The sequence below is a fragment of the Candidatus Nitrosotenuis aquarius genome (assembly GCF_002787055.1).
Taxonomy (GTDB): domain Archaea; phylum Thermoproteota; class Nitrososphaeria; order Nitrososphaerales; family Nitrosopumilaceae; genus Nitrosotenuis; species Nitrosotenuis aquarius.
This window is the reverse complement of record NZ_CP024808.1, coordinates 77,653-93,661: the sequence shown is the minus strand read 5'-3', so window position 1 is coordinate 93,661 and position 16,009 is coordinate 77,653. Positions and strand designations below refer to the sequence as shown.

Here is a 16,009-nt window from a genome sequence, read left to right as displayed (position 1 = left end):
TAGTGACAATTGGAATCACTAGGCTTGAAACAATAATCAGAAATTATGAACATACAAAAACAGAGGTGTGAATGTTGGAAAATTTAGGACAAATAATTATGATTGCTGCAATTGTTGCAGCTGTTGCAATTTTTATCGGCTCTAGAATTTGGATGCTTTTTAAAAAATAATTAATTCGGATTCAACTTCAACAGGATTCAGTCACATCAAGTGGCGGTATGTGTTTTGCACTTTTTACTCAATAACCGTTTCGGCACAGATAGATTAGAACTATCTCAAGCCCCATCTTGCCATGACTTTGTCTTCCAGCCGCTTGAAGATCAGTCCATCAATTACAATACCAATAATCATTATTACAATCATCATCGCAATTACTTGGGACACATCGGATAATTGACGTCCAACATTTAGCAAAAACCCAAGACCCAAAAATGAGAACAGTAATTCTGCACCAACCACACCACGCCAACCAAATGCCCATCCCTGTTTGAATCCAGTGATCAGATATGGAAATGCTGCTGGAATCAAGACCTTGGTGATTAGCTGCTCGCCTTTTGCACCCATGTTTTGAGCAGCCGCAATAAAGTCAGGATTGATGCTCTTAACACCAGTATACGTATTGATAGTAACTGCAAACAATGCACCAGCAACTGTAACAAAAATAATTCCGGCATCAGTTAGGCCAAACCAGATTATTGCAAGTGGTGCCCACGCAACAGAGGGAATTGACTGCAATCCAAGTACAATAGAGCCAATTGTCTCATTGACGGTATTGACTCGCGCCATGAATATTCCAAGCATTATTCCGCCTGCCACCGCAATTGCAAAGCCAGCTGCCAGCCTCCAAAGGCTGGTTCCTATTCCAATCCATAGTGTGCCATCAGCTGCACCATACCCCAAGTCTTCGGCTACCTCATATGGAGACGGAAACACACTGTCTGGCCAGACATTTGCCATATCCAATGCCTGCCACACCAGAACTATACCCACATAGAATCCAATTTTCTTGCCTAGCGACTTTGCCCTCATTGCGAGTCCTCCGTAGCTTTTACCTCCGGTCGCAGCAATGCAGAAATCTCCCTCTGATATGGAATCAGGGTTTCGTCTTCTACCAGTCTTGGTCTTTTGTGATCAATTGGAATTGTTTTCTTGATAGTAGAAGGACGATGAGTAAACACCACAACTTTGTTTCCAAGAACAGTCGATTCTGAAATGCTGTGCGTGACAAATATTATGGTCTTTTTTGTTTTCTGCCAGATCATTTGCATTTCAACTAACAATAGATCTCTGGTCTGTGCGTCTAGTGCTGCAAATGGCTCATCCATCAGTAAAATTTCCGGATCCATCACCAATGCCCTAGCTATCGCTACTCTTTGTCTCATTCCGGTTGATAGCTGATACGTGTACGAATTGGCAAATTTTGATAGCTGCATCATGTCCAGATATCGGTCAGATATTTGGTGTCGTTCTGATTCCGGAATTCCAGCTATTTTCAAGCCAAATTCAACATTGTCGCGAACCTTGAGCCATGGGAATAGTGCACCTTCTTGGAACACCATGATTCTATCAGGGCCTGTCTTTGTAATTGGCCTATTATCAAGCAGAATTTGGCCTTCGTCTGGCTTTTGCAGGCCGGCCGCAATTCTCAAAAATGTAGACTTGCCACATCCAGACGGCCCTACCAAGCACACAAAGTCGCCATCCTCTACGGTGAGGTTGATTCCGCCCAGTGCCTTGAGCGGCTTGCCATCATGCTCAAAATACTTGACAATGTTTTTTGCCTCTAGCTTTGCCATGGTATCTCCTCTATTGTGTCAGCATAAATGTCATCTAGGTTGTATCCGTCTCTTCCCAGATATCCAAGTGAATAGGCACGCTCTGCAAAAATCTTGATTGCATCAACATCGACTTCCGAAGTGTACACTATATTGGAAAAGGAATTGTGAACAATGTTTTCTTTGAGTGTTTTTCCAGTGTGAGATTTGTAGAATTTAATGTATGTAGATTCTGTTTGCTGCGGGTTTTGGTTTATCCAGTCTATTGCCTGCTGGTGCGCCACAAGCCATTTCTGTATCACTTCAGGATGCTTTTCGATATAGTCAGCCCTGCCAATCAACACGACAGAGGGGAATCTTTTTGCAGGCCACAGTTCCTCTTCTTGGAAGAGTCGCTTTCCTCCAAGGTTTTCAACTAGCATCGTAGCTGTCGGCTCTGGAACCCACGCCGCATCAATTTCTCCTTTGGCAAATATGGTGTTGATTTCTGCATTTGCTATGTTATAGATAATGACGTTTCCTCCTTTTTCAGCTGGCTTTAGTCCATTTTCTGCCAAGTAATTTCTCAGGGAAACATCTTGCGTGTTTCCAACAAATGGAGCTGCAATTTTTTTGCCAGCAAGGTCAGACGGACCAGATATAGTAGAATCCTTTTGCACCACAAAGCTAGCTCCATTGTTTGCGGCACCAGAGATAATCTTGATTCCCTCTCCTCCAGATTTTACATATCCATTGACAAATGGTGCTGGTCCGACATATGCTATGTCTATTGAATTTGCAAATAATGCCTCTATTGCCTCTGGGCCGGAATCAACAATTTTGGTCTTGATTTTGGTCTCGCCAAGCTGATCGCTATAGTACCCATTTTCCATCCCAACTATAGGAACTGCATGTGAGATGTTTGCAAAAAAGGCGACTCGGACCTCGTTTTTGTTCGGATCATTGGCAGAAACCACGCTCAAAATCACAAAAATCGCAACTATTGCCGCAACTGCTGCACCAGCCAAAGGCAGAATTTTCATAAAACAGCGTTATGAAACTTTGGTTAAATAGTGATCGGATTTTAGCTGCAGCTATAGCTAATTTTTCGGCTCGATTATTTTTTCCAAATTTTTAGAATCAGAAATGTTTCAAATCAAACCAGATCAACAAAAAGGATAAATGCAAATCATTTAACGAAAAAGCTCTAATGAAACAAAAGGCAGTGCTTGCTTTTTCTGGAGGACTGGACACTTCGGTTGTTATCAAATACCTACAAGAAAAACACCGAATGGATGTCATCACTGTTACGGTAGATGTTGGAGAGGGAAGCGACCAGAAAAAAATCGCTGCCAAGGCAAAAAACCTAGGAGTATTACGACATTACAATATTGATGCAAAGCAAGAGTTTGTTGACGACTTTATTCATCCGTCGATTAAGGCAAACGCCCTATACCAGAAAAAATATTGTCTTGCAACTTCGCTGGCAAGACCATTAATTGCGCAAAAAGTACTAGAGATAGCAAAAAAGGAAAAAGTAGATGCGCTGGCACATGGCTGTACAGGTAAAGGAAATGACCAGGTGCGATTTGATGTAACGTTTGGCTCTGGCTCTAATCTGCCAATCATTGCTCCAATCAGAGACCTAAATCTGGATCGAACCACAGAGCTAGAATTTGCAAACAAACACGGAATTCCAATTGACTCGGTATCAAAGAAGTTCTCTATTGATCAGAATCTCTGGGGACGTGCCATAGAAGGTGGGAACCTAGAAGACCCATACGCAGAACCGCCAGAGGACGCATTCATCTGGGTAAAGACAAAGAACCTGCCAGACAAGGCAAAATACCTAGAGATTGAATTTGATCAGGGAATCCCAGTTGCAGTTGACAAAAAGAGATTATCGCCAATCAAACTAATCGAATATGTAAACCAAGTAGCAGGCTCGTGCGGAGTAGGCATAGTAGACCACATTGAAGACCGCGTAGTCGGAATCAAATCACGCGAAGTCTACGAGACCCCAGCTGCGCTGTGCCTAATTGAGGCACATTCTGACCTGGAGAAAATGGTGCACACAAAGCACCAAAACAAGTTCAAGGCTCTAGTAGACCAAGAGTGGACATGGCTTGCCTATTCCGGACTGTGGCAAGACCCACTGAAGCGAGACTTGGACAAGTTCATCGACCAGTCCCAAAAGGTAGTGACTGGCACAGTTAAACTCAAGCTATACAAGGGAAGCTTCCGAGTGGTTGGAAGAAAATCCAAGTACTCTTTGTATAGCCATGACATTGCAACCTACGGTAAGGGATCCGCCTTTGATCAAAGAAAGGCAACAGGATTTGTAGAGCTGTGGGGACTGCAAACAACAGAAGCTAATAAATTATCAAACAAGAGGTGAGAAGGATCGTAATGAATTGTTTAGAATGTGACGCAGGAATCAATATCCCAGATGACGCAGCAGTAGGCGAAATAGTCTCTTGCCCAGAATGTGGCGCGGACTTTGAAATCGCAACTAAAAGTGGATCAAACGTGTCGCTAAAACCAGCAGAAAGCGTAGGCGAAGACTGGGGAGAATAGTTGTCCAGAGTCTGTATCGTCTTTGACAGAATAAGGCTGGAAGAGAAGATGCTCCAAGATGCATCAAGCGCCCTTGGGCACGATACAATAATGCTGGATGCAAAAATTACGCAGCTAAGCACAGAAAGCAAGCGAGCTGATGTTGACTTTGGCGACGTAGTCCTAGAAAGATGTGTAAGCTATTTTCGAGGCTTGCACTTTACCTCTTGTTTAGAATTTTTGGATGTCCCGGTTATCAATTCCCACAAGGTAGCTGATAACTGCGGAAACAAAATGGTCACATCATTATTGCTAAAAAAAGCAGGCGTTCCAACACCAAAGACATACTTTGCATTTTCATCAGAAGAGGCAATGAATCTGATAAACAAAGTCGGCTATCCAATTGTGATAAAGCCAGTAATTGGAAGCTGGGGCAGGGGCGTCATGCCATTGCGCGACAAAGACACTACTGAAGCCATAATAGAAATGCGCGACATCGAAGACGGCTCGCATGACAGAATATACTATTTGCAAGAAATGATAGACAGGCCCCCACGCGACATTCGAGCTATCACAGTTGGCGACCAGGTAGTAGCAGCAATGTATCGCAAATCGCAAGGCGATTTTAAGACAAACATTGCACTAGGTGGAGACCCAGAATTATGTGAGATCACACCAGAAGTAGAAGACATTTGCCTCAAGGCTTCCAAAGCAGTCGGCGGCGGAATTCTAGGAATTGACTTGATGGAGGATAAAACTCGGGGCCTTGTATGTCATGAAGTGAACAACACCGTGGAATTCAAGGGACTAGCCAGAGTGGCAAAGAAAAACATCCCGCAGGAAATGGTAAAATTCGCAGTAAGTCAAATCAGAAAATAACTAACCAGATTTTGAAGCATATTTTCGTCTGTACTTGAGATATCGATAGTGTTCTTTTTGGTATTGCAAATAATCATCATGGTTTTTTTGGTGATTCCTAGAAATTCTCTCTATTACGGATTTTTTGTTTTTGGCATACCATTTCCTATACGACTCTTTTAGCCTGGCCTTAAACTCGGGGTCTTTTTTGTACCGGCTTCGGTTATAGTCAGCTTTTCGTTTTTTGATTAAATCGCGATCAGATTTTGCCAACAAAAACTGAACTATATGAAATTGAATAAATTTTTTTCTGATGCAGAATACAATAAATTATACCATATTCAGTGTAGGAACATGTTGCGAGTAGGTGTAGTCGGAGCATCAGGTTATGTCGGAGGAGAAATGCTACGATTACTAGTCACACATCCCAAAGTAGAGATCACCCAAGTTACATCACGTCAATATGTTGGAGAATACCTACATCGAGTCCAGCCGGCACTCAAAGGATTTACCGAGCTGACATTTTCAGAGCTAGACTATGACAGAATGTCAGACAAGTGCGACCTAGTGTTTACTGCAGTCCCACACGGAACAGCAACAGAAATTGTCAAGGCCTTGTACGACAGAGGTCTCAAGGTCGTGGATTTGTCAGCAGATTATCGTTTACACAATAAAGAAGCATACGTAAAATGGTATGGATGGGAGCACCCACACCCAGAGTATCTAGCAAAATCAGTCTTTGGCGTGCCAGAACTGCACCGAGAAAAGATCAGAAATGCACAACTAGTGTCATGCCCAGGCTGCATGGCAGTAACATCAATGTTAGCTATAGCACCACTTGTCAAAAACAACATTATCGACACTGAGCATATTGTAGTAGATTCTAAAATCGGCTCTTCAGGTGCGGGAGCAGGCAGTGTTGCAGGAACACACCACGCAATGCGTTCAGGTGTAATTCGACCATACAAGCCAGCAAAGCACAGACACACAGGCGAAATAGAGCAAGAATTATCAGAGATCGCAGGAAAGCCAATCAAAGTATCAATGAGCCCACACGCAGTGGATATTGTTCGAGGAATATTATGTACAAACCACACATTTCTCACAAAGGAGGTCAGTGAAATTGATCTCTGGAAAATGTACCGTGAAATGTACAAAAACGAGCGATTCATCAGACTAATCCGAGACAAGAAAGGCCTCTACAAGTTCCCAGATCCAAAGTTTGTGGTAGGCTCTAATTTCTGCGACATTGGATTTGATATCGATGAGGACAACCACCGACTAGTCGCATTATCTGCATCAGACAACCTAATGAAGGGCGCAGCAGGCTCTGCCATACAAAACATGAACATTATGGCAGGCTTTGATGAAATGGACGGACTAAGATATTCGCCACTAACCCCAGTTTAAGAAATGATTACAATCAAAATCGGCGGAAGCGTCGTAGAAAATCTTCATCCAAGTACCATATCTGACATCAAAAAGGTTGCAGAGCAAGAAGGAGTCATTTTGGTACACGGTGGAGGAAAAGAGGTAACCAGGACATGCGAATTGCTTGGAAAAGAGCCCAAGTTCGTAGTGTCCCCCGGCGGAATCAAATCAAGATACACCGACAAGGAAACTGCAGAAATATTCACCATGGTAATGTCTGGCAAAATCAACAAATCCATTGTACAAATGCTGCAAAAGCACGGAATCAATGCTATAGGACTGTCAGGAATTGACGGCCAGATCTTTGTTGCAGAGCGAAAGGAAAAGCTAGTAATCATAAACGACAAGGGCAGAAAGCAGATCATCGACGGCGGCTATACTGGTAAAGTAACCAAGGTAAACGCAGACCTGCTCAAATTATTATTAGAAAAAGGCTACACGCCGGTAATCTCCCCAATTGCCGTATCCAAGGAATTCGACATGCTAAATATCGACGGAGACCGCGCAGCTGCAAACGTTGCAGGCGCAATCCAGAGCGACAAGATTCTCTTTATCACAAATGTCGACGGCCTGCTAATGAACGACAAGCTAGTGGAAAAGATGACAAATGCAGAAGCCAAAGAGATTAGGCCAAAGGTGGGCTTTGGCATGGAGAAAAAAATCCTGGCTGCAACAGAGGCACTAGACATGGGAGTAAAAGAGGCACTAATCGGCAACGGCCAGCGAGAAAACCCAATCTCATCTGCCATATCCCACACAAAATGCACGGTGATCACAAAATGACTGAAGACAATTATCTTGGAAATATGTACCAGCGCTTCCCAGTTACTATAGAGCGCGGCGAAGGTGCAAAACTCTACGACATCAACGGCAAAGAATACATCGACTGCATGGGCGGATATGGCGTTGCACTGGTAGGCCACAGAAACCCACGGGTAGTGGCCGCACTCAAGGCACAATTAGACAAAATAATCACGGTCCACACATCATTATACAACAAGACCAGAGAAGAATTCCTTGACAATTTAATGAGAATTGCGCCAAAGGGACTAACACAGGTGCACATGGGTAATAGTGGCACAGAGGCAGTAGAGGCCGCAATAAAATTTGCAAGAAAGTTCACCGGCAAATCAGGAATGGTTGCAATGAACGGATCATATCACGGAAAGTCACTTGGATCACTGTCTGTAACATTTAATCCAAAATACAGAAAATCATTCATGCCGCTGGTAGAAAAAGTGGCGTTCTCACCATTTGGCGACATTGAAACACTGCGAACCAAAATTGATTTCGATACCGCATTTGTGATAATGGAGCCAATCCAGGGAGAAAGCGGAATCAATGTAGCCCCAGACGGATTCCTCCAAGATGTTCGAAAGCTGTGCGATGAGCGCGGAATCCTGCTAATCTTTGACGAAATCCAAGCTGGACTTGGCAGAACTGGCAAGATGTGGGCGTCGGACCACTGGAATACGATCCCAGATATCATGTGCTTGGCAAAAGGAATTGCAGGCGGCGTTCCAATGAGTGCAACGCTGACTAGGCCAGATATATTGGCAGCAATGAGCAAGGGCGAGCATTCCTCCACATTTGGCGGAAACCCATTATCATGCGCAGCTGGAATTGCAACAATCCAGGCATTAACCCAAGACGGACTAGTCGACAATGCAGCCAAGATGGGCAAAATATTCATGGAAGGCCTAGAAAAGCTAAAACAAAAACACCCAATCATCCGAGATGTCCGAGGTAAAGGCATGATGATTGGAGTGGAGATGAAATTCGAAGTAAAGGACATACTATTAGACGGCATACAAGAGGGAGTCTTGCTGTTGTATTCAGGCAGAAACATACTCCGATTCCTACCACCTCTAGTAATGAGTGAGGCAGAAATAACAAAAGTATTAGAAGTACTAGATAGGTTATTTACCAAGGAATCGGAGAGAAGAAAGAATGTACAAGGATAAAGTAGACGACGAAATTCTAAAAATCCTAAAGGACGACTCCAGGGAATCATTTGTTGATATCGGCAAGAAACTCAAGCTCTCAGAGTCCGCAGTTAGACGTCGAGTCAAAAATCTCACCGACAACCAGATAATCAAAAAATTCACAATAGAAATCGGCGAGCAAAATTCTACCAAGGCAATCGTACTCATATCAGTGGAATCATCAATGGACACATCAAAGGTGTCTGCAAGACTCACCAAATTAGACGGAGTAAAGACAGTGTACGAAATCACTGGACAGTACGACATTGCAGTGATAATTTCATCTCCAAATATCACAGAGATTAATTTGGCAATTGACTCACTACGCAAAGTGCCAGGCGTATCAGACACAAACACCGTAATAATACTGCGCGAAGTAACGTAAAGCGAAATTCGAACCAGTTTTTTCGCTTCTAGCCGAAATTCACCATGCTTTACTCTGATTTATGCCGTTTCTAGTACGAATTGTTTATAACTAGTATTACGGCTTGCTATCTCTGCAAATGAGCGACCCAAACTATTACGCGCACCTGCACAACGAATACGACAAAAAGCCGAGAAAAATCCACGTACTGGACAGTACGCTTCGAGAGGGCGAACAGCACCCAGGTGTGACATTTACCAACAAGCAGAGAATCCAAATTGCATGGATGCTTGATTATTTTGGCGTAGACCAAATTGAGATTTCACCAGTAGTATCTGAGGATCATTTCGAAGCGACAAAGACAATCATCAAGCAAGGCCTCAAGGCAGACATTGTAGCGCATGTTCGCGCACTAAAGGAAGACGTAGACGTTGCACTAAAGTGTGATCCAAAGTGGACTGCAACCTATCTTGGAATATCTGATATTCACATGAAGGACAAGCTGAGAATCACCCGAGAGGAAGCATTGCGCAGGGCAGTAGAGACAGTAGAATATGCAAAATCACATGGCCTAAAAATGAGATTCACTGTAGAGGATGGTTCCCGTGCAGATCCGGAATTTCTGCTCAAAGTATGCAAGGCAATCGAGGAAGCAGGCGTTGACAGAATTAGTCTGCCAGACACTGTAGGAATAATGAGGCCAAAGGGCATGTTTAACTTTGTAAAAATGGTCAAAGAAAAAATCAAGGTCCCACTTGATGTGCACTGCCATAATGATATCGGCCTAGCCGTTGCAAACGCATTTGCAGGAATTGATGCAGGGGCAGACCAAATCCACACCACAATAGACGGAATTGGCGAGAGAACGGGCATACCGTCTTTGGCAGAAGTAGCAGTTGCAATGACGTATCTGTACAGGTCTCCAAATGATTTCAGACTAGACATGCTAACTGACCTATCAAGACTAATCGAAGAATACACCGGCATTCCACCATATGACTCCAAGCCAATTGTGGGCCCAACAGCATACAAGCACAAGGCAGGAACCCACCTGGCAGCCATTCTAAGAAACCCGGCAGCTTACGAGCCAATTCCGCCAAGAGTAGTAGGCAACAGGCGAAGAATCGTCTTTGGGGAGCTAGCCGGCAAAAGCGGCTCGGCATACCTAATGTCGTTACTTGGACTGCCAAAGGACGACAACCAGGCAAAGGCAGTAGCTGCAGGTCTTAAAAACCTCAGAATGGGCGACCTGCTGGAAATCCCACTTGACAACAAACTTGAAAGAAAGATAATTAATGACGCAAAGGACAGCAAGGATTAACCATGGCAAAATGTGCTGAATGTGATTCGGATATTTCAATTCCAAGTGATGCCGTAGAAGGCGAACTGGTAACTTGCCCAGATTGTGGTGCAAGTTTTGAGATAACCAAGGCCTCAGGCGGATTTGGGCTAAAGCCAGCTCAAAGCGTCGGAGAGGACTGGGGCCAGTGAGCCACCCGATAACGATTCTCTACGATACTGTTCGACCAGAAGAAAAAGCCCTCACCGAGGCGGCCGAAAAACTTGGCATCAAAATCGAAATGGTAGACTGTAAGAATCTCGTGCTAGACATTGACAAAAAATCCCAATACAATACAGTACTTCAAAGATGCGTCAGCTATTACAGGAATCTGCACGCAACTGCGGCACTGGAGGGGATGGGCGCAAATGTAATTAACAATTTGTACTGCGGAGTCTATGCCGGCAACAAATTATTCACACATACCTTGCTAAGAAACGCAGGAATTGAAACGCCATATGTGAGTGTGGCATTTTCCAAGGATTCTGCACTAGATGCACTGGATAGGATTGGCTATCCAAAGGTGATCAAGCCAACCGTAGGCAGTTGGGGCAGAATGGTCCAGAGGCTCAACAACCGAGAGGCAGCCGAAGGAATCATAGAAGAGCGGGAAAAAATGTACCCAATTTACCAGATTCATTATTTAGAAGAATTTGTGCAAAGGCCACCACGCGACATTAGAGCCATAGTAATTGGAGACGAGGTGGTAGGCGCCATATATCGCAATTCCACCACAGAAAACTGGAAGACAAACACCCACCTAGGAGGCACTGCCGAAGTATGCGAGATAACCCCAGAACTAGAAGAAGTCTGCATCAAGGCAAAGGACTGCGTCAAGGGTCAGATAGTTGGAATTGACCTCATGGAGAGCAAAGAGCGCGGCCTAGTAATTCACGAAATAAACAACACTACCGAATACAGAAACGTTGCCCGGGTCACCGGCGTCAACATTGCCGCAAAGATTTTAGAATACGCAGTAAAATCAGGAAATTAAAAAAATGGACTCGTCATTTACAATAACCCCAAGGTTCTCTATTAAAATGCTAGAGAAAGCGCTGCGTCTGTACACGCCGTCACTAGCTGAAAAGCCAATGGCAGAATTTCTGGCAGACAAGTGCGACGATCTGGGATTTGACAACATCAAAATCGACGAAGTGGGAAACCTAATTGCAACTATAGGCTCTGGTTCTCCTCGAGTCTTGCTTTGCGGCCACATGGACACAGTGCCGGGCAAAGTAAAGGTCCGAAAGGAAGGCGACTTTCTATACGGCAGGGGAGCATCCGATGCCAAGGCGCCACTGATGGCAATGTTACTTGCAGCATCCACTGTCCACAAAAATAATGGCACCATAATTTTTGTTGGAGCAGTAGACGAGGAAGGAAATGCAACAGGAATCAAAAACCTGGCAAAGCAAAAGCTCGACATCGACTATGCCGTCTTTGGCGAGCCATCAGGAATTACAAATGTCACAATAGCTTACAAGGGAAGAATTGCAATCAATCTCAGAATCAACGTGGGTGATTCGGCACACGCATCCGCCCCATGGCTTGCAAGAAACGCAATCGAAGAATCCATGAAGTTCACCACAGAGCTCAAAAAAGCACTGGAGGAAAACCAGGAAGGCCAATCAAAAGGAATGATGCTGACTGCAACCATTACTGAAATCAAGGGAGGTGACAGCCACAACGTCACCCCAAAGGAATGCAACACCATAATGGACATTAGGATCCCAGTAACGCTCAACTGCAAGGCAGTGGGAGAAAAAATTGCAACCAAGGTAGCAGAGCTGTCATCAAAGCAGCAAGTAGAAGCACTATACTCTGTAATAGACGAAACCGAGCCGTTTGAGGCGCCAATGAACTCACCCCTGGTTCGAGCATTCACACTTGGAGTAATGGACGTAGAGCGCAAGCGTCCAGCACTGATTAGAAAAACAGGGACAGGCGACATGAACATTATTGGCACACTGTGGAACATTCCTGTTGTAACATATGGCCCAGGAGATCCGCACGCATCTCACACAATAGATGAGCGAGTATCCATGAATGAATACCTCCGTGGCATCGAAGTAATCCGAAACACTCTGCATCACCTAAAACGACTGCACGACGCAAAGACCGAAAAGTAATGCTAGTCTTTGTTGGCCTAGGAATTGGCGGCTCGCAAGCACTATCTGAAAAGGCAAGAAAAACAATCTCAGAGTCAGACGTTGTGTATTTTGAGCAGTTTACAAGCCCCATGCCAGAAAACCAGACAAAGTTTCTCCAAGAAATAACAAATGGACAGTTCAAGCTGGCGCCAAGGTGGCTAGTCGAGGACGGAAAAGAAATCCTAGAGGCAGCAAAGAACTGCAATGTCGCGTTATTGTCGTATGGTGACCCATACATTGCCACAACGCATATCGAGTTGCGTGTGCGCGCAATCCAAGATGGAATAAAAACTGACACAATCCACGCATCATCAGCCATAACATCACTGGTTGGCGAGTGCGGCCTCCACTTTTACAAAGTAGGCAAAACAGTCACCATAATGAGCGGGATTCCCTCATCTACTGCATATTACACAATATTTGAGAATTTGAAGTTGGGAAACCACACCATTGTACTATTAGAATGGAACCAAAACAAGAATTTCTTTTTGGATCCCAAAGACGCCATATCAAGTCTATTGGACCAGGAAAAAGAGCAAAACCGCAAAGTTTTCTCTGGCGACACATACGGAATTGTCGCATCAAGAATAGGCCAAGACGACCAAAAAATCATTGCTGCAAAATTCTCGGATTTGGTAGAGCAGGACTTTGGTGCACCGCCTCACACAATAATCATTCCAGGAATAATGCACTTTACAGAATCCGACGCACTAAAGGTGTTAGGGCATTGTATTACTATTCCAGATGACAACACTCCAAAAATAGAAAAGATTTCTGCGCAGATGATGAAAAAATACATCCCGATGGTCCGGCGAGCACTGGACCAGATCACCCCACACTACAAGGATTCAAAGGAATTTGCAGGTGTTCTAGAAAATGCAGACTTGTACATCAAGGACGCAGAGCGGTTCTACTCGCAAGGCCAGGACGAGCTTGCAATATTGTCTATAGGGTATGCAGACGGACTGGTAGATGCACTGCGAATGGCCAAGGGAATAGAGCCAGAACTATAGAACAAATTAAAAACCACAACAAAGTAGAGCTAATGCTTTGGACGTAATAGACAAGGGAATCTTATCATCGCTCTATGTCTGCTCGCTGACAGGACAAAACCCAATAGAGCACACAATTAGGCGCACAAATCTTTCAGAATCCTACATCCAAGAAAGAATTACAGTATTGAAAAAAAATCTAATGATATCAGAAAACAACGCCCTAACAGAGTTTGGCAGAAGCGCACTGCACGTTGTCTTGGCTGGCGGAGTCTTTGATATCATACATCCAGGCCACATTTACACACTAAATGCTGCCAAAGCGCTTGGCGATGTGCTAGTAGTAGTAATTGCCACAGGCAACACCGCAGTAAAAATGAAAAAAAGAAGGCCTCTCCACGCAGAAGAACAGAGACAGGAACTCATTGGTTCGCTCTCAATGGTGGATCTGTGCTTGATTGGTAGCGAAGGTGACATTTTCAAGACAGTATCGCGGGTAAAGCCCGACATTATCGCACTGGGATACGACCAGGTACACCAGGAAAAATTCATCACTGATGGCTGCAAGAGCCTCGGCCTAAATGTTCGGGTGGCAAGGCTCCAGTCCCCAATTCCGGAATATTCCAGCTCCAAGATAGAAAAAGAGTACGGCGAGGCGCTGCACGGAATCTAGACTGTGATTCTAATTGAGAGGCTTGCGCCGTCTTTGAGCCCCAGTTTTTTGCGAATCTCTGCCTTCGATATTATTTCTATTGTGGACAGATCATGGTGAGTCCTCTCTAATAGTATGAGCTGCGCGTCGACTTTGCCGTTTATTTTGCACGTAAAACACCTGACCCACCCGTATGTCCTTTTTCCATCAGAGAATCCATCTATTTTGACTCCTTCCAGGTTTGCAAGCTGGCGCAGCGATTCAATCTGCTCTTTTTTGTCCAGCTTTACATTTAGCGTGCCAGGAAAAGGAATATAGCCGATTTTGTGCAAAAATTGTTTTGTGTATCCCTTGAGCGACATGTAGTATTTTCCCTCTCCCATTCCCGCAACCAGTACACCGTCAACATCAATTGTGGACGGCGTTGCCTCTAGGCTGTTTTTTAGAATGCCATAGATTTCAGAGATTTGCTCGTGCCCCCTTTGCGTGAGTTTCACAGAGACCTTTCTGCCGGCAGTAATTCTAGATATGAATCCGCCCTGCTCTAGCTCCAATAGATGTTTTGATGCTGCCTGCTGGGATTTTCCGATTTGTTTTCCCAGTGTTGTAGTAGTAATAGTGACATAGTTGTTTTTTGCACCCTTTGATAATAATTCAGTAAGCGTGATCAGGTGCTGGATTTTTAGCTCTGTCATGGTATAACAAAAAAGAAAAAAGAGTTAAAGAGTTTATGCGACACCAAGTTCGGTAAATGTTTTGAGCGAGATTCCGTCCTTATTAGTCAGGTTGGCAACTCTGTGTCCTATTACACACTCGATGCCTGCCTGCTTTGCTCCATCTACCAATCTCTGTGTCACAATTCCGTCAAGTATCAGGTATTTGATGCCGGTTTGAACTGAAAGTTTAGAGACAAGCTCCGATATTGGAACCCTAAAGACCTCATTTTTGCTTGCGTCAAGGCCGATTGCTTCTAGCGTTTCGTTGATTTGCGAAAATGTCTTTCCCGCAATCTCTGCCATTGGCTTGTCGTTGGGGTCAGTCAGCGTTGGCTTTGCCTTGGGGTTGTTCATTTCCTCAATTGTTGGCTTTAGTATGTCAGCTATTTGCTGCGGTGTGAGCTCTTCTACTTCGACTCCCTCTGGTGCTCTGTGTACGACGTCAATATCGACTACACTTTTGAGCTCCTTGAGTATGAATCCGCCTGCTCTGTCTCCGTCTAGGAATGCAACGATTTTGTCCTTTTGGTCGCACAATTCCCGAATTGATTCGTCGATTCGTGCGCCGTCTATTGCCAGCGAGTTGTCAATTCCTGCCCGGAGAAGATTGATGACGTCTGCTCTTCCCTCAACTAGGATAATCCAAGGAGACTCAAAGACTCCCTGTCCGCATGGAAGTTTGCCCCTACCGTATGTAGTGAGCTTTCCAGACGTCGAGGTTCCCTCGTGGATGTCCTTGAGCATTGTTTCGCCTTCTGAAATGGTCTTTGTAGCCCACTGCTGCTTGATCTCTTTTGCGCGCTTGATAATGTCGTCCTTTTTTGTGGCACGTACATCCTCAATTGCAGTAAGCTTGAACTTGCAGTCAAACGGGCCTACCTTGTCTATACTTTCAATTGCCGCAGCTATTAGCGATGCGGTATCAACGTCAGTCGACATTGGTATTAGTGCATCGCCTTTAGTGGTGTTCGTAGTACTTGTCGCAGTTACTTCTATTCTTCCGACTTTGGATAGCCGTTGGAGCTCATTTAGGTTCATCTCTGGGCCTAGCAGACCTTCGGTCTGGCCAAAGATTGCGCCTATGATGTCTGCTCTTTCAACGAGTCCATCAACTTCAAAGGATAGCTTAACGTGATATTTGACAATTCCTGTTGGTGGCATATGAAAATACTCCTCCTAAAGATCAATAGCTTTGGTCTTCGGTTCGCAGAT

Annotated in this window: 19 protein-coding genes; 13 read left to right on the top strand and 6 right to left on the bottom strand. The window is 44.5% G+C overall.

Features of this window, described 5'->3' with window-relative positions; genetic code table 11:
• Nucleotides 1-270: 270 nt before the first annotated feature.
• The 3 genes from NAQ_RS00585 to NAQ_RS00575 are packed head-to-tail and all read right to left on the bottom strand — an operon-like array spanning nucleotide 271 to nucleotide 2,797.
• On the bottom strand, nucleotides 271-1,029 hold the full coding sequence (locus NAQ_RS00585) for an ABC transporter permease (protein WP_100181760.1): 759 nt from the start codon (nucleotides 1,027-1,029) through the stop codon (nucleotides 271-273).
• Nucleotides 1,026-1,796, bottom strand: a complete 771-nt coding sequence (locus tag NAQ_RS00580) for an ABC transporter ATP-binding protein (protein WP_100181759.1) — start codon at nucleotides 1,794-1,796, stop codon at nucleotides 1,026-1,028. The genes NAQ_RS00585 and NAQ_RS00580 overlap by 4 nt, the downstream gene beginning before the upstream one ends.
• Entirely contained in the window at nucleotides 1,784-2,797 is a 1,014-nt protein-coding gene (locus tag NAQ_RS00575; RefSeq protein WP_100181758.1) for an ABC transporter substrate-binding protein, read from the bottom strand. The genes NAQ_RS00580 and NAQ_RS00575 overlap by 13 nt, the downstream gene beginning before the upstream one ends.
• 167 nt (nucleotides 2,798-2,964) lie before the next feature.
• On the opposite strand from NAQ_RS00575, the gene NAQ_RS00570 reads away from it, so the two are divergent.
• Genes NAQ_RS00570 through lysX (NAQ_RS00560) form a run of 3 tightly spaced genes read left to right on the top strand, consistent with a single transcriptional unit; the run spans nucleotide 2,965 to nucleotide 5,189 of the window.
• Entirely contained in the window at nucleotides 2,965-4,152 is a 1,188-nt protein-coding gene (locus NAQ_RS00570) for an argininosuccinate synthase (RefSeq protein WP_100181757.1), read from the top strand.
• An 11-nt stretch (nucleotides 4,153-4,163) separates the two neighbouring features.
• A complete protein-coding gene (gene lysW/argW, locus NAQ_RS00565) occupies nucleotides 4,164-4,331 on the top strand; it encodes an alpha-aminoadipate/glutamate carrier protein LysW (protein ID WP_100183366.1) in 168 nt (55 codons plus the stop codon).
• On the top strand, nucleotides 4,332-5,189 hold the full coding sequence (gene lysX, locus NAQ_RS00560) for a lysine biosynthesis protein LysX (protein ID WP_100181756.1): 858 nt from the start codon (nucleotides 4,332-4,334) through the stop codon (nucleotides 5,187-5,189).
• Here lysX (NAQ_RS00560) and NAQ_RS00555 read toward each other — a convergent pair whose 3' ends face one another.
• Nucleotides 5,190-5,441 carry a hypothetical protein gene (locus tag NAQ_RS00555; RefSeq protein WP_100181755.1) on the bottom strand — a complete coding sequence of 84 codons (252 nt, stop codon included), beginning with the start codon at nucleotides 5,439-5,441 and terminating at the stop codon, nucleotides 5,190-5,192.
• A gap of 84 nt (nucleotides 5,442-5,525) precedes the next feature.
• On the opposite strand from NAQ_RS00555, the gene argC reads away from it, so the two are divergent.
• The 10 genes from argC to NAQ_RS00505 all read left to right on the top strand — a co-directional run bounded on the left by argC (nucleotide 5,526) and on the right by NAQ_RS00505 (nucleotide 14,102).
• Entirely contained in the window at nucleotides 5,526-6,578 is a 1,053-nt protein-coding gene (gene argC / locus NAQ_RS00550; RefSeq protein WP_100183365.1) for an N-acetyl-gamma-glutamyl-phosphate reductase, read from the top strand.
• A 3-nt stretch (nucleotides 6,579-6,581) separates the two neighbouring features.
• Nucleotides 6,582-7,382, top strand: coding sequence for a [LysW]-aminoadipate/[LysW]-glutamate kinase (locus NAQ_RS00545; protein ID WP_100181754.1), 801 nt, complete (start codon nucleotides 6,582-6,584; stop codon nucleotides 7,380-7,382).
• A complete protein-coding gene (locus NAQ_RS00540; protein ID WP_100181753.1) occupies nucleotides 7,379-8,563 on the top strand; it encodes an aspartate aminotransferase family protein in 1,185 nt (394 codons plus the stop codon). Before NAQ_RS00545 ends, NAQ_RS00540 begins: the two co-directional genes overlap by 4 nt.
• Nucleotides 8,550-8,969: an HTH-type transcriptional regulator LysM gene (gene lysM, locus NAQ_RS00535; protein WP_100181752.1), complete on the top strand. Its 420-nt coding sequence runs from the start codon at nucleotides 8,550-8,552 to the stop codon at nucleotides 8,967-8,969. Before NAQ_RS00540 ends, lysM begins: the two co-directional genes overlap by 14 nt.
• Before the next feature lie 118 nt (nucleotides 8,970-9,087).
• Nucleotides 9,088-10,269, top strand: coding sequence for a LeuA family protein (locus NAQ_RS00530; RefSeq protein WP_100181751.1), 1,182 nt, complete (start codon nucleotides 9,088-9,090; stop codon nucleotides 10,267-10,269).
• Between the two features lie 2 nt (nucleotides 10,270-10,271).
• Nucleotides 10,272-10,439, top strand: a complete 168-nt coding sequence (gene lysW/argW, locus NAQ_RS00525; RefSeq protein ID WP_100181750.1) for an alpha-aminoadipate/glutamate carrier protein LysW — start codon at nucleotides 10,272-10,274, stop codon at nucleotides 10,437-10,439.
• Nucleotides 10,436-11,281, top strand: coding sequence for a lysine biosynthesis protein LysX (gene lysX, locus NAQ_RS00520; protein WP_100181749.1), 846 nt, complete (start codon nucleotides 10,436-10,438; stop codon nucleotides 11,279-11,281). Before lysW/argW (NAQ_RS00525) ends, lysX (NAQ_RS00520) begins: the two co-directional genes overlap by 4 nt.
• A 4-nt stretch (nucleotides 11,282-11,285) precedes the next feature.
• Nucleotides 11,286-12,416 carry a M20/M25/M40 family metallo-hydrolase gene (locus tag NAQ_RS00515; RefSeq protein ID WP_100181748.1) on the top strand — a complete coding sequence of 377 codons (1,131 nt, stop codon included), beginning with the start codon at nucleotides 11,286-11,288 and terminating at the stop codon, nucleotides 12,414-12,416.
• Nucleotides 12,416-13,450 carry a diphthine synthase gene (dph5, locus tag NAQ_RS00510; protein WP_100181747.1) on the top strand — a complete coding sequence of 345 codons (1,035 nt, stop codon included), beginning with the start codon at nucleotides 12,416-12,418 and terminating at the stop codon, nucleotides 13,448-13,450. Before NAQ_RS00515 ends, dph5 begins: the two co-directional genes overlap by 1 nt.
• Before the next feature lie 37 nt (nucleotides 13,451-13,487).
• Nucleotides 13,488-14,102, top strand: a complete 615-nt coding sequence (locus NAQ_RS00505) for an FAD synthase family protein (RefSeq protein ID WP_100181746.1) — start codon at nucleotides 13,488-13,490, stop codon at nucleotides 14,100-14,102.
• On the opposite strand, the gene NAQ_RS00500 is transcribed toward NAQ_RS00505, so the two are convergent.
• Complete coding sequence (locus NAQ_RS00500) at nucleotides 14,099-14,776, bottom strand: DUF120 domain-containing protein (protein WP_100181745.1); 678 nt, start codon at nucleotides 14,774-14,776, stop codon at nucleotides 14,099-14,101. The two genes, NAQ_RS00505 and NAQ_RS00500, sit on opposite strands and share 4 nt — an antisense overlap.
• 33 nt (nucleotides 14,777-14,809) lie before the next feature.
• The gene (gene dnaG, locus NAQ_RS00495) at nucleotides 14,810-15,958 is read right to left on the bottom strand and encodes a DNA primase DnaG (RefSeq protein WP_100181744.1); all 1,149 of its coding nucleotides are present in this window, start codon (nucleotides 15,956-15,958) and stop codon (nucleotides 14,810-14,812) included.
• Between the last annotated feature and the right edge of the window lie 51 nt (nucleotides 15,959-16,009).

Coding starts and splice junctions, on each gene's coding strand:
- NAQ_RS00585 (WP_100181760.1), bottom strand. CDS start 1,029: ATGAGGGCAAAGTCGCTAGGCAAGAAAATTGGATTCTATGTGGGTATA.
- NAQ_RS00580 (WP_100181759.1), bottom strand. CDS start 1,796: ATGGCAAAGCTAGAGGCAAAAAACATTGTCAAGTATTTTGAGCATGAT.
- NAQ_RS00575 (WP_100181758.1), bottom strand. CDS start 2,797: ATGAAAATTCTGCCTTTGGCTGGTGCAGCAGTTGCGGCAATAGTTGCG.
- NAQ_RS00570 (WP_100181757.1), top strand. CDS start 2,965: ATGAAACAAAAGGCAGTGCTTGCTTTTTCTGGAGGACTGGACACTTCG.
- lysW/argW (WP_100183366.1), top strand. CDS start 4,164: ATGAATTGTTTAGAATGTGACGCAGGAATCAATATCCCAGATGACGCA.
- NAQ_RS00545 (WP_100181754.1), top strand. CDS start 6,582: ATGATTACAATCAAAATCGGCGGAAGCGTCGTAGAAAATCTTCATCCA.
- NAQ_RS00540 (WP_100181753.1), top strand. CDS start 7,379: ATGACTGAAGACAATTATCTTGGAAATATGTACCAGCGCTTCCCAGTT.
- lysM (WP_100181752.1), top strand. CDS start 8,550: ATGTACAAGGATAAAGTAGACGACGAAATTCTAAAAATCCTAAAGGAC.
- NAQ_RS00530 (WP_100181751.1), top strand. CDS start 9,088: ATGAGCGACCCAAACTATTACGCGCACCTGCACAACGAATACGACAAA.
- lysW/argW (WP_100181750.1), top strand. CDS start 10,272: ATGGCAAAATGTGCTGAATGTGATTCGGATATTTCAATTCCAAGTGAT.
- NAQ_RS00515 (WP_100181748.1), top strand. CDS start 11,286: ATGGACTCGTCATTTACAATAACCCCAAGGTTCTCTATTAAAATGCTA.
- dph5 (WP_100181747.1), top strand. CDS start 12,416: ATGCTAGTCTTTGTTGGCCTAGGAATTGGCGGCTCGCAAGCACTATCT.
- NAQ_RS00500 (WP_100181745.1), bottom strand. CDS start 14,776: ATGACAGAGCTAAAAATCCAGCACCTGATCACGCTTACTGAATTATTA.
- dnaG (WP_100181744.1), bottom strand. CDS start 15,958: ATGCCACCAACAGGAATTGTCAAATATCACGTTAAGCTATCCTTTGAA.